Annotated in this window: 13 protein-coding genes; 8 read left to right on the plus strand and 5 right to left on the minus strand. The window is 42.8% G+C overall.

Annotation, left to right across the window (positions count from 1 at the left end):
- Window positions 1-79: 79 nt before the first annotated feature.
- The 4 genes from pruA to ABTP35_RS10865 form a co-directional block, all read right to left on the minus strand.
- Window positions 80-1,708: an L-glutamate gamma-semialdehyde dehydrogenase gene (gene pruA / locus ABTP35_RS10850; protein ID WP_293296401.1), complete on the minus strand. Its 1,629-nt coding sequence runs from the start codon at window positions 1,706-1,708 to the stop codon at window positions 80-82.
- A gap of 70 nt (window positions 1,709-1,778) precedes the next feature.
- Complete coding sequence (apaG, locus tag ABTP35_RS10855; protein ID WP_252080342.1) at window positions 1,779-2,165, minus strand: Co2+/Mg2+ efflux protein ApaG; 387 nt, start codon at window positions 2,163-2,165, stop codon at window positions 1,779-1,781.
- A 1-nt stretch (window position 2,166) separates the two neighbouring features.
- Window positions 2,167-3,420, minus strand: a complete 1,254-nt coding sequence (locus tag ABTP35_RS10860) for a DUF3667 domain-containing protein (protein ID WP_293296400.1) — start codon at window positions 3,418-3,420, stop codon at window positions 2,167-2,169.
- 29 nt (window positions 3,421-3,449) lie between these two features.
- Window positions 3,450-4,694 carry a type IX secretion system plug protein domain-containing protein gene (locus tag ABTP35_RS10865; protein WP_293296398.1) on the minus strand — a complete coding sequence of 415 codons (1,245 nt, stop codon included), beginning with the start codon at window positions 4,692-4,694 and terminating at the stop codon, window positions 3,450-3,452.
- A gap of 151 nt (window positions 4,695-4,845) precedes the next feature.
- On the opposite strand from ABTP35_RS10865, the gene ABTP35_RS10870 reads away from it, so the two are divergent.
- From ABTP35_RS10870 to ABTP35_RS10905, 8 genes are all read left to right on the plus strand, one after another.
- Window positions 4,846-6,198, plus strand: coding sequence for a Na(+)-translocating NADH-quinone reductase subunit A (locus ABTP35_RS10870; RefSeq protein ID WP_293296396.1), 1,353 nt, complete (start codon window positions 4,846-4,848; stop codon window positions 6,196-6,198).
- A 1-nt stretch (window position 6,199) separates the two neighbouring features.
- The gene (locus tag ABTP35_RS10875; RefSeq protein ID WP_293296394.1) at window positions 6,200-7,450 is read left to right on the plus strand and encodes an NADH:ubiquinone reductase (Na(+)-transporting) subunit B; all 1,251 of its coding nucleotides are present in this window, start codon (window positions 6,200-6,202) and stop codon (window positions 7,448-7,450) included.
- A 5-nt stretch (window positions 7,451-7,455) separates the two neighbouring features.
- Complete coding sequence (locus tag ABTP35_RS10880; protein ID WP_375334517.1) at window positions 7,456-8,205, plus strand: Na(+)-translocating NADH-quinone reductase subunit C; 750 nt, start codon at window positions 7,456-7,458, stop codon at window positions 8,203-8,205.
- A gap of 1 nt (window position 8,206) precedes the next feature.
- On the plus strand, window positions 8,207-8,854 hold the full coding sequence (locus ABTP35_RS10885; protein ID WP_224837593.1) for an NADH:ubiquinone reductase (Na(+)-transporting) subunit D: 648 nt from the start codon (window positions 8,207-8,209) through the stop codon (window positions 8,852-8,854).
- Between the two features lie 11 nt (window positions 8,855-8,865).
- Window positions 8,866-9,609: an NADH:ubiquinone reductase (Na(+)-transporting) subunit E gene (nqrE, locus tag ABTP35_RS10890; RefSeq protein WP_224837594.1), complete on the plus strand. Its 744-nt coding sequence runs from the start codon at window positions 8,866-8,868 to the stop codon at window positions 9,607-9,609.
- A gap of 2 nt (window positions 9,610-9,611) precedes the next feature.
- Entirely contained in the window at window positions 9,612-10,922 is a 1,311-nt protein-coding gene (gene nqrF / locus ABTP35_RS10895; protein ID WP_293296391.1) for an NADH:ubiquinone reductase (Na(+)-transporting) subunit F, read from the plus strand.
- An 84-nt stretch (window positions 10,923-11,006) separates the two neighbouring features.
- Window positions 11,007-11,366 (plus strand): Na(+)-translocating NADH-quinone reductase subunit F, encoded by a 360-nt coding sequence (locus ABTP35_RS10900; RefSeq protein ID WP_224837596.1) that lies wholly within the window; start codon window positions 11,007-11,009, stop codon window positions 11,364-11,366.
- Between the two features lies 1 nt (window position 11,367).
- A complete protein-coding gene (locus ABTP35_RS10905) occupies window positions 11,368-12,372 on the plus strand; it encodes an FAD:protein FMN transferase (RefSeq protein ID WP_293296388.1) in 1,005 nt (334 codons plus the stop codon).
- On the opposite strand, the gene ABTP35_RS10910 is transcribed toward ABTP35_RS10905, so the two are convergent.
- Window positions 12,373-13,137, minus strand: a complete 765-nt coding sequence (locus tag ABTP35_RS10910) for a class I SAM-dependent methyltransferase (protein ID WP_293296386.1) — start codon at window positions 13,135-13,137, stop codon at window positions 12,373-12,375.
- Window positions 13,138-13,141 lie beyond the last annotated feature (4 nt).

Genomic DNA, 13,141 nt, shown 5'->3' on the forward strand with positions numbered 1-13,141 from the left:
GGAATGGTAATTTCAGTGCATAAAAAAGGCCGTCATTTTTTTAGAGTGACGGCCTTTGTGCAGTTTTTTCGTCTGTTCCTTAACCCAGGAAAGGATATCGATAATCCTCCGGGGTAACAAAAGTTTCCTTGATCAACCTTGGCGATACCCATCGCAAGAGGTTTTGCATGGACCCGGCCTTATCGTTGGTCCCGGAGGCCCTTGCGCCGCCGAAAGGCTGTTGTCCCACAACGGCACCGGTTGGCTTGTCGTTGATGTAAAAGTTGCCCGCGCAGTTCTGTAAGGCCTTGGTGGCCTCATCTATGGCATAGCGGTCCGCGGAAAGCACGGCGCCGGTAAGTCCATATTCGGAAGTTCCGTCCACCAGTTTTAGGGTCTCGCCCCAATCCTTGTCCTCGTAGACATAAACGGTAACAATGGGCCCGAACAGTTCGGTGTACATGGTCTCGTACTGCGGGTCGGTGGTCAAGATCACGGTGGGTTCTATAAAGTAGCCCACGGATTTATCGTAATTTCCCCCTGCGATTACCTCTGCATCCTTGTCGGCCTTGGCCTTGTCTATATAGCTGGCCAATTTGTCAAATGCACCTTCGTGTATCACAGCGGTGATAAAGTTGCCCATATCTTCCGGTGAGCCAGGTTTGTTGAAGGAGGCTATATCAGCTTTCACCAATTCCAAAATTTCATTGGCCGTGGATTTGGGAAGATATACCCTGGATGCCGCACTACATTTTTGTCCCTGGAACTCGAAGGCCCCACGGGTAATGGCGGTGGCCACTTGCTTGGGTTTTGCCGTCGGGTGTGCAATAATGAAATCCTTGCCCCCGGTCTCCCCAACGATCCTGGGGTAGGTCTTGTACCTGTGTATGTTGTTCCCGATCTGTTTCCAAAGGGATTTGAACACATCCGTGGAGCCGGTAAAGTGGATTCCGGAGAAGTCTGGGCTTGACAATACGGTATCGGAAACCATTACCGGGTCACCGTAGACCACATTGATCACGCCATCGGGCAATCCTGCCTCTTTGAACACATCGACGATTACCTTGGCGGAGAATATCTGGCTGTCGCTCGGCTTCCATACCACTACGTTCCCCATCATGGCGGCGCTGGCGGGCAGGTTGCCTGCAATGGCGGTAAAGTTGAACGGGGTTATGGCGTACACAAAGCCCTCGAGGGGGCGGTATTCCACACGGTTCCAGATTCCCTCGGAGGATTCCGGTTGCTCGCTGTATATCTGTGACATGTACTCCACGTTGAAACGCAGAAAGTCGACAATTTCGCAGGCGGAATCTATCTCGGCCTGATAAATGTTCTTGGATTGCGCAATCATTGTGGCGGCGTTCATTTTGGCGCGGTAGGGCCCTGCGATCAGTTCTGCGGCCTTTAAGAAAATGGCGGCACGCTGTTCCCAGGTCAGGTCGGCCCAGGCCTTTCTGGATTCAAGGCAATTGGCGATGGCCTTTTCCACATGTGCTTTTTCCGCCAAATGGTAGTGTCCCACAATGTGTTTGTGGTCGTGCGGCGGGGACATGGGTCTTGTGTTGCCTGTTTTTATCTCTTCGTTCCCAATGTAAAGTGGTACTTCCACCTTGCCATTGTAGTACGCCTTATATTGTTCGAGTACTTCTTCTCGTTCTGGAGAACCTGGAGCATAGCTTAATACCGGCTCGTTGACAGCGGTTGGAACTTGAAAAAATCCTTTTCCCATAGTTATATTTTTATGTTTTACAATGCGACCAAAGGTAATGAAACCTGTTGCGATTATAAAATGATGTGGATTAGTTTATAGCGAAGGGAGCTGCAAACTTAAAAGTGGGGATTTCTACCTCAAATTCTTCGGCGGTAGAAAAGTTTACCATGTGGTAGTGTCCGCGCATGGCGCCCACAGGTGAGGCCAAGAGGCATCCTGAACTATAGGTGTGGGATTTTCCGGGTTTTATAACCGGCTTTCTTCCTATAACACCTTCACCATCGACGGTTTCCATTTCTTTGAGGGCATCGAATACATCCCAATGTCTGGCGGTAAGCTGAACGGTGTCCTTGCCAAGATTTTCAATGGTTACGGTGTAGCCAAATGCATAGTGTACTTTGTAGTTTTTAAAGAAAGTGCCTTCAAAAGTAGTGCTGACCGAGACTTTAATTCCTTTGGTAACTTGTGTGAACATATCAGTTATAGGTAAAAACACTTCCTGTAAACGTAACTATGATGGTCAGAAAGGCCAAAATCATAAATATAGTGTTCAGAAAGATGTACTTAATAATAGTTTTAAATCGGCCTTGGTCATAAAAATTTCGCATTGCCTTATATAGGTAGATACCGAATATGATCAAGAAGATCCCTGCACTGTCTATATTGAAAATTGAATCCAATATAAGACTAAGGATGAGCAAGATAAACAAGAGTGATTGATTGTGAAAGCTAAATATGAGATGATCGGTGTACGTATATTTATTTCTGATGTAAACCAAAGATATAAAGAGGGTGAACACGGGCATAAAGAAAAATATAACAAATGGGAGCTTGGAAATGGTGTCGTTTATCCAGGTTCCGGGTCTGCTCATTACCTTCCATATGCTGTTGGAAAAATTAAAGGCCATTTTATTGGTGGTGCTCTCCTTAATATTATACCGTGTTTGGGCCTGCTCAAAGTTATAAAGGGTATCTTTTTTAATGTACAATCCAAAAAACTCTGCTTTTTTCGAGAAAGCCTCTATTCCCGACTTTTCCTCGAGTGTGTTAAAATAGGCTTTTGGATTGGCATGCATAAAAGAATCCTTTCGTTTTTTTATCTGGTTCATGGTGTTCACAAATGTGCCCAAAGTGTCCATGAATTGTTGCTGTTCGGCCGGGTTTTGTCCATGTATTTGTGAGGAGTCCAATATTGAGAGTCCAGAAAGGAATTCGGGGTTTGCTTTTTGTATGGAGTCCAATCGTGTTATGGCTTGATCGGACTGTTTTTTGAATGCCACACTATCAATTTTTAAATCTCCTGAGTTTAGGTCAACGCCAAAAGCCCCATTATATATAGTGCCATCAAAATCTTTTGCGGCTTCATCCAAATTGGCGAACTGGTTGTTGTAGGTCACCATCAAAAAGTAAACAAAGGCCACACTCAATAAAAAACGGAATGGATTGGTAAAGGTAACTCGTTTGCCATTTACATAATCCCTGGTCATTCGGCCTGGCTTTAGTAACAGTGCCGATAATGTTTTGAATAATCTAGAGTCGTAATTGATGAGGTTGGAAAAAAACTCGTCAAAAAAATCTTTGAGCGTGAGTTTTTTGGTGCTATTTGCTTGGGAGCAGTTGGGGCAATATCTATCGCTTACATCCAGGGGGTGTCCACAATTAAGGCATTCTACACCTCTAAACTGAAGCTCGTATCGACCTTTTGTGATCAAACCGCCTTTTTTGCCCATATTGCCCTATAATTTGATCTTAAATATAGTTAATTGCTAATATTTCTGGAGTTTACAGAGCCAATTCCGATGATGCTATCGTACATTTCGCCAAAATCGCGGTAATATACTAGAATTAAGTAGTTGTTCTCGGTAAAATGGAAATTGCCGCTTACCAAATGGGGGTCCAGGGAGCCGTCTTCACGTTGAACGACATACTTATAATTGTAAAAGCCCTGTTTGATCATTAAAGAAGTCTCAAATTTTCCAGTAGCCTCGTTAAAGGTCATTTTGTTCTCCTCTTCCAAGGCGTAATTATTGAATTTTCCGATCACAAACACTTGATCCAGTCCAATCTTATCCGAGTAAGGTAGGCTAAAATGAACTTTTGAATATTCTGCCTCCCTTGAAACGTCGTCACCTTGGAGCGTGCGAACGGCAAAGTCACCGTTAATGTCGGGAAAGTAAGTGTATTCGCGATCATATCGATATTGATTGGTAAATAAATAGTGGTGGTATACCTCCCTCATTTCAATTTTGGAGATAGCGAAAGTAGGGGAGCGAAGGTCTTTGGTGTCAAAATTCAAAAATTCATTGCCTCCGAAAAAACTGGTTTCTTGATCGTATTTGTACACTAATTCGCTACCAATGGTGAATTGGGGTGCAATATGGTACAATGCAGTGGGCCAATGATGGTTTTGTAAAATTGCAACTTTTACTTCTTTTTTGGGGTTCACTACCCGAAAGCCGGCAGTATTAATGTTGAATTGCACTACCTGCTTCGTGTTGATGTAATTGAAATCTCTAGATCTTTTTACTGTGCCGGCAACAGTGACCGCATCCCGAAAGACCACGAATCTTCTAGAAAATTGAAGTTCCCCGTAACTGTTGTAGATTTCCAATAAATAATTTCCAGAAACCCGGAGATTTACATTCTCGTTCGGTATTGTGAGCCTATAATTGGAATAAGGCTGCAGAGTGGTATAGCTGTTTTCGTAATCTATAATGCGTTGGTTGTCCGCTCCGGAAAGATATTGCGATTTTAAAAGTTGCGAAGGGGTCCAGTCGTAATCGCAATGGATTATCTTATAATAGTAGTCCTGTTCGTTGGCCAATAGATCATCAAATTCCAAGGTAATGGGTTCCCCTAGTTTCACCACCGGGAATTGATCGTCCGTAGGTCCTTTAAATACAATGGTTTTTATGTTTTCAGGAGGGTTGACTTCCTTCATTACTTGGGCAAAAGCATAGTGGCCCATCCATATAAACAACAACACAAAGTAGGTAAAACGCATCAAACGTAACAATTTTTGGTAAAGTTAAACAAAAAGTATGCCCAGCGAACTAAGCTCGGTATAATCCCAATTTTATAGTTAATAATTATGAAAACAATCCTTTTAGTACTATTTTTGCGTCCGATTTTGATAACAAAAGGTCTACAACAATATGTCTAAAGACATCCGGATTAGAAAGGGGTTGAATATCAACCTCGTTGGGGCAGCAGAGCAGACTATTTCCAAAGCCGTTACTAGTAACGTTTATGCCCTGAACCTAGATGATTTCCATGGTATCACTCCAAAAATGTTGATAAAACAAGGGGAGGATATAAAGGCGGGGGAGCCCCTCTTTTATAACAAGAACAACGAAGAAATGCACTTTGTTTCCCCAGTGAGCGGTGAACTTGTGGAAATTGTCAGGGGAGCAAGGAGAAGAATCTTAACCTTAAAGATCCTTGCAGACAAAGAACAGGATTATGTAATAAACAAGGTGCCGGATTTGGACACTGCAAATGGGGAGACAATCAAGTCTTATCTATTGCAATGTGGTGGTTGGCCTTTTATAAAGCAAAGGCCCTACGATGTGATCGCCGACCCGAGCGTTACGCCGAAGGCTATTTTTATTTCGGCTTACGGTACAGCGCCATTGGCGGCCAATCCAGACTTTATCCTCAAGGATAAGGAGCAAGAAATTCAGGCGGCCATATTGGGGCTTGGCAAACTTACTCCCGGAAAAATCCATGTAACCGTTGGGAAATCCAACAGATCACCATTTAATGATATCGAAGGGGTTGAGCTTCATAAGATTTCCGGGCCACATCCTGCCGGATTGGTTGGAACGCAGATCAACAAAATAGATCCGATCAATAAAGGTGAGACCGTTTGGACCATTTCTCCGCAAGATTTGGTAATGTTGGGCGAGTTGTTGTTAACGGGCAAGTTCAATGCGGAAAGAATTGTAGCGCTGGCCGGCTCTGTGATCAAAGAGCCTAAGTATTACAAAACCAAGATCGGTGCGGAAATATCTACCTTTTTGTATGCCAGTGGTGTAAAACAGGATAGATTTCGATTGATCAACGGGGATGTGCTTACAGGTACAAAAACCAGTACGGAAGGTTATCTTGGATTTTATAACAATACCGTAACGGCAATTCCGGAAGGGGACGATTATGAGTTCTTTGGATGGAACAAGCCTATTTTCAATAAAATATCGTCTACTAGGGCTTTGACTTTTTCTTGGTTGCAGCCCAAAAAGAAATACGATTTGGATACCAATACCAACGGGGAGCACAGAGCTTTTGTTGTAACAGGAAAATATGAAGAGGTCTTTCCATTGGATATTTACCCTCTTCAACTCTTAAAGGCCTGTATGATTAAAGATTTGGACGAGATGGAGCAGTTGGGTCTATACGAAGTCGCTCCAGAGGATTTTTCTTTGACAGAATTCATATGCATATCAAAACAACCGCACCAGCAAATAATCAGGGAAGGATTGGATTTATTGCAAAAAGAACTTGGATAATATGGGAATGAAAGAAAAACTACATCAGTTAAAACTTAAGTACCAGGGCAAAAAAATGGCTCCTGCCTTTAATGCTCTGCATACATTTCTTTATATGCCGAACGAAACTACCCATTCGGGAGGGCACGTTCGAGCTGCGGACGATCTAAAGCGTACCATGAACACGGTAATTTTATCGTTGGTGCCATGCTTGCTATTTGGTATGTTCAATGCAGGATATCAGCACTATTCAGCGATCAATGGATTTCCGGAAAGTTTCTCCCTTATGGAACATTTCTTGACCTGGGACAACTTTTTGGTCGGAATCACCACCGTATTGCCGTTGGTGATTGTATCCTACGGTGTGGGTCTGGCCATCGAATTTTTGTTCGCTGTAATAAAAGGACACGAAGTAGAGGAAGGTTATTTGGTAACCGGTATGCTTGTACCGTTGATCATTCCTGTGGATACCCCACTTTGGATGCTTACGATTGCAGTTGCCTTTGGGGTTGTGATCGGTAAGGAAGTGTTCGGAGGCACCGGGATGAACATCCTTAACCCGGCATTAACGATTCGTGCATTTCTGTTCTTCGCCTATCCAACATGGATGAGTGGGGATAAGGTATGGGTGCACGAGGCAGTTGAAAGAGCCGGAACTGCAGATGCCATTTCTGGAGAAACCGTCCTTGGTTCATTGGCACAAGGTGCCGATTACAGTTACTCGTTGTCCGATATGTTCTACGGCTTTATTCCTGGTTCGGTCGGTGAAACGTCCACCTTGTTGATTTTGTTGGGAGGTCTCTTTTTGATATTCACCAAGATCGCCTCTTGGAGAATTATGGTGAGTGCCGTTATCGGTTCATTGGCAATGGGCTTGATTTTTAACGGAGTTGTTGATGCTGGTTGGCTTCCGGAATACAGTAAGTTCTATACGTTGATGAGTTTCCCATACTGGCAGCACTTATTGGTGGGTGGATTGGCTTTCGGTATCGTATTTATGGCTACCGATCCGGTGACAGGTTCCCAGACCAACAAGGGCAAATGGTATTATGGCTTCTTTATAGGATTCCTGTCGGTAATGATAAGGGTTTTCAATCCTGGCTACCCAGAGGGCGTATTCTTGGCCATCTTACTGATGAACGTATTTGCTCCGACCATTGACCATTATGTGGTTAAGGGCAATGTTAAAAAGAGATTAAAGCGATTGAAGTCGGCTACCATATACCCTAAAGCTTCGGATGAGGTAGATTCATTAAAAACGGAAACAGCTTAAGTGAAATTGCAATGAATACGGAAAAGAATAGCTATACAGTAATTTTTGCAGCGATCATGGTGGTTGTTGTAGGTTCTATACTGGCCTTTTTGGCAACCGGCCTCAAGCCTAGGATTGATGAGAACGAGCGCTTTGAAAAGCAACAGAATATCCTTTATGCCATGGGTGTCAATCAAAATGAAGGCGATGGCGATGTTGCCTTTGTTCCCACAACCGATGTGGAGGGAGCATTTTCAAAGTACATCACCCAGCAATTGGTTTGGGATGGCACAGAGGCGGTTCAAAAAGAAAATGCATATCTGATCGATGTTCAAAAGGCATTGGCGGACGCCAAATCCGGTAAAGATGCTGAACTTCCTTTGTTGATCGGTGAGAAAGACGGAGAGAAATACTATATCATACCCATGTACGGTAAAGGACTTTGGGATGCAATATGGGGATACATTTCTTTGGATGAAAATATGGAAGTTAAAGGTGTCTTTTTTGATCACAAAGGAGAAACACCAGGTCTTGGATCCAACATTAACCAGCGCTTTTTTATGGATGATTTTAAAGGAGAATCTGTCCTGAACGACGGAGCTTACGAAGGTATTGCCGTGGCAAAAGGAAACAATGATCCATTGAACAACGATAAAGAAGACAATGCCGTGGATGCCTTGGCAGGAGCTACCATTACCGGTAATGGCATAGCGGCAATGATAAAAGAAAGCCTTAAGCTTTACAAACCTTATTTAGAAACCATAAGAACCAATTAATATGGCGCTATTATCAAAAAAAGATGCAAATCTTATAAAAGATCCGTTAACGGATAACAATCCTATTACCATTCAGGTTTTGGGTATTTGTTCTGCGTTGGCGATTACGGCAGAACTTAAAGCTTCCGTTGTAATGGCCATATCCGTATTGTTTGTAATGGGAGTGGGTAATGTGGTCATTTCGTTGATACGAAATATTATTCCTTCGAAAATTAGGATCATTGTGCAATTGGTGGTCGTTGCGACCTTGGTAATTGTGGTGGATCAGGTGTTGAAAGCTTTCGCTTACGATTTGAGCAAAACCCTATCGGTATTTATTGGACTTATTATTACCAACTGTATCATTATGGGACGTTTTGAGGCATTTGCTCTTGGAAACGGCCCTCGTAGAGCTTTCCTTGATGGTATAGGAAACGCGTTGGGGTACGGTGTAATTTTGGTAATCGTAGGGTTCTTTAGGGAGCTTTTGGGTTCTGGGACACTTTTTGGAATCAAGGTGCTGGGAGATCCCATTGCGAAAACTGGACTGTACGCCATCGGTTACGAGAACAATGGATTTATGATCATTCCACCGGCAGCACTGATTGTTGTGGGAATTATAATATGGGTGCAACGTTCTAGAAACAGGGCATTAATTGAAGAAGCATAAACTTAGGGAGCATGTTAGAGCATTTAGAACTATTTTTTAAGTCGATTTTTATAGACAACATGGTGTTTGCGGTCTTTTTGGGAATGTGTTCCTATTTGGCCGTATCCAAAAAAGTTTCTACTGCGGTAGGATTGGGAGCTGCTGTAATATTCGTATTGGGTGTTACGGTACCCTTGAACTGGTTGTTGGATAAATACCTGCTTCAAGACGGGGCTTTGGTATGGTTGGGACCAGAGTATGCAGATTATGACCTTAGTTTCCTATCATTTATTCTATTTATTGCCACCATTGCAACAATGGTACAGTTGGTAGAGATCGTGGTGGAAAAATTTTCTCCCTCTTTATACAACTCACTAGGTATTTTCTTGCCGTTGATCGCAGTGAACTGTGCTATATTGGGTGGATCACTTTTTATGCAGACAAGAGATATTCCAAATATAGGATTGGCTCTTAATTACGGAATCAGTTCTGGTATAGGGTGGTTTTTGGCTATTTTGGCCATTGCCGCCATTAGGGAAAAAATCCGATATTCCAATGTGCCGGCACCATTGCGTGGTTTGGGAATCACATTCATCATTACAGGATTAATGGGGATAGGGTTCCAGAGTTTTGGAGGAATGCTTACCGGTGACAATGAGCCGCCAGAGGAAACCCAGAGCACAACCGTGGAAACCACCAAGGAGGAAAAAGAAATTAAAGAAGAGATTGAGGATAACGAAAAAGCAATCTCATATAACGAAGCCATAAACAAATAAAGATGATATTAGCCGCCAGTACCGGAGGTACAATACTTATTACCGTAGTAGCATTTCTTGTTTTGTTGTTATTGTTAGTGGCACTTTTGTTGTTCACTAAGGAAAAACTGTCACCATCAGGGCCAGTTACCATTAAGATCAATGGTGAAAAGGAACTGGAAGTAGGGTCTGGAGGATCTTTGCTGACTACCTTGGGTAACCAAAAAATATTCTTGCCATCAGCTTGTGGTGGTGGTGGAACTTGTATCCAATGCGAATGCCATGTGCTTTCTGGTGGAGGCGAGGCATTACCAACAGAAACCCCCCACTTTTCCAAAAAGGAGTTACAGGAAGGTGCGCGTTTGGCCTGTCAGGTCAAGGTGAAGCAGGACATGGAAATCACCATTCCAGAAGAAGTGTTCGGTATCAAAAAATGGGATGCCAAAGTGGTTCGTAATTATAACGTGGCCTCATTTATCAAGGAATTTGTGGTTGAGATTCCAGAAGAAATGAACTATAAGGCGGGAGGGTATATCCAAATTGAAATACCGCCTTGCGAAGTAAAATATTCAGATATTGATATTACTGCCCACCCAGAAGAGCATGAAACTCCGGATAAGTTCCAAGCTGAGTGGGATAAGTTCAACCTATGGCCGTTGGTCATGAAGAACCCAGAAACGGTTGAAAGGGCCTACTCGATGGCCTCCTACCCAGCCGAAGGAAGGGAAATTATGTTAAATGTTCGTATTGCCACTCCGCCATGGGATCGTGGGAAAAATGGATGGATGGATGTAAACCCCGGTATTGCCTCTTCTTATATTTTTAGTTTGAAAGAGGGAGACCCAGTTACCATTTCCGGGCCATTCGGTGAATTCTTTATCAACGAATCCGATGCTGAAATGCTATATGTTGGTGGTGGTGCCGGTATGGCACCGATGCGTTCTCACTTGTACCACTTGTTCAAAACCTTAAAAACGAACAGAAAAGTGACCTATTGGTACGGAGGACGTTCCAAGAGAGAGCTATTCTATATCGACCATTTTAAACAATTGGAAAAGGAGTTCCCTAATTTCAAGTTTTATATGGCACTTTCCGAACCTTTGGAAGAAGATAACTGGAAAGTAAAAAAAGATATTAATGATGAAGAGGGAGATGGTTTTGTAGGTTTCATTCACAACTGTGTAATCGATAACTATTTAAACCATCACGAAACTCCCGAAGATATTGAACTGTATTTCTGTGGGCCTCCTTTAATGAACAAGGCCGTTCAAAAAATGGGAGAAGATTTTGGTATCCCAGATGAGAATATCAGATTTGATGACTTTGGAGGATAGTACCAATGTTTATTAATCACCTCGAGCATTGTCGAGAGGTATAAATAAAACCAAACCGATGCTCCAAGCATCGGTTTTTTTGTTATGGGAAGAGAATTAACGGAACAGGAGTTGCATAATCTGGCCATGAATATAGTGGGTCGGGAGCTGGAAGCGGATGGTTTTGAATTTATGGCCATTAATAGCAAGCTTAAAAAGAATCCACAGTATGTGTGCCTAAAGGAAAAGGTTTTGCATTTTATTGTGGTAAGAAATGTGGAGTTTCCCTTAAACCCACGAGAATATGACCCCGAGTTGATGCAAACTGTAAAAGATCATGCCGAAAAATTTGAGGCCAAGACCTATTTTGCCGGTGTTGGGCTATGGAATGCATCGGACAGGACAGAGCCACTTTATTTGGATCAAGAATACGTAGTGGATTACCAAGGATTAATTGAAATATAGCATGAAGAATACAGTCTATCTTTTTGGGTTAATGGTCTTCCTTTTTAGTTGTAGGACCAACGAAACCGTAAAAAACCAAACACGGGGCAACGCACTGGGAACAACCTACTCCATAATTTTTATTGCGGATAAAGAGTTGGATTATCAACAAGAAATCGATTCTGTGTTCCGGGTTTTGAACCAATCCATGTCCACATATATTCCTGATTCTGATATTTCAAAGATCAACCAAGGGGATTCCACTATACAGGTGGATAAAATGTTTAAAGAAGTATTCGAGATATCCAGTAAGGTTCACAATGCTTCAAACGGTTATTTTGATCCTACTGTAGGTGTTTTGGCCAATGCATGGGGTTTTGGACCAGGAGACCAATTGGAACTCGATAGTTTGCGCGTGGATAGTTTATTGGGTTATGTAGGATGGGGCAAGGTGCAGTTGAACGGGGATAATACCATAACCAAATCACACCCATCCATCCGGTTCGATTTTAATGCAGTGGCGAAAGGATACGCCATAGATCGGCTGGGAGCTATGCTCGATGAAAAAGGTATCAAAAATTATTTGGTCGAAGTAGGAGGGGAAGTCCTTGCCAGAGGAAAAAATCTTGACTCGGGGAAGCAATGGTCGGTTGGCATCGATGATCCCCAAGTGGAAAATGGCCGTCAGTTAAAACAAATAGTTGCTTTAAAAGACGTTGCGATGGCATCTTCGGGGAATTATAGAAAGTTTAGGGTGGATCCCGAAACAGGTGAGAAATATGTGCATACCATAAACCCGAAAACAGGTTATACCAAAAACTCGAATGTTTTGGCCACAAGTGTCGTGGCAAAGACCTGTGCGGTTGCCGACGCTTTTGCCACATCTTTTATGGCAATGGATTTGGAGGATTCCAAGGCTGTACTTGAGAATCATGATGAACTTGAGGCCTATATCATCTATTTGGATAGTAATGGTGAGACCCAAGAGTTTTTTACACCAGGTTTTGAAGCTTTGGTCAAGAAATGATCACTTTTTTACGAGCGGGATGATTTCCCCATTGGCCAAACGATATTTTTTTACATCTTCCTTTGGAAGTGTGTTGGTGTAATCCACTTCTTCAACCCTGAAGCCCACACTGCGAAGCTTGTCAAAGTAGTCCCTTCCGTAAATGCGGACATGATCGTATTGGCCAAAAACGCGGGCGCGTTCTTTTTTGTCGGTAATGGTATCGTCCTCAAATGTTTTTGCGCGATTTATATCTTGTGGAATCTGGAATATGCCCCATCCGCCAGGTTTCATTACCCTAAATAGTTCTTGCATGGCTTTAGTGTCGTTGGGTATGTGTTCCAGGACATGGTTGCAAAGGATTACATCAAAAGTGTCATCTTTAAAAGGGAGGTCGCATATATCCGCTTTCACATCTGCTAAAGGGGAATTAAGGTCAGTGGTCGTGTATTCCAAATTTTCCAACTTTTTAAAGCGCTTGTAAAAGGCCTGTTCCGGTGCAAAATGCAAGAGTTTTAACGGTTGGTTGAAGAATTTGGTCTCGTTTTTTAAATATAGCCACAACAAACGGTGCCGTTCCAGGGAGAGGGTGGAGGGGGAAAGTACATTTTCGCGAGGATTCTCGTATCCGTAAGGCAAAAACTTCCTGAAACTTTTTCCATCGATAGGGTCGGTATATGTTTTTCCCTTTAGGGAAAACGCGATCAACGGTCGCACCCAATAGCTCAATCGGATGAGTAAAGGACGAGGAATTAGATTAAGGAAATATTTAAATATGCTTGACACTGAT

The organism is Flagellimonas alginilytica, from assembly GCF_042134605.1.
Taxonomy (GTDB): Bacteria; Bacteroidota; Bacteroidia; order Flavobacteriales; family Flavobacteriaceae; genus Flagellimonas; species Flagellimonas alginolytica.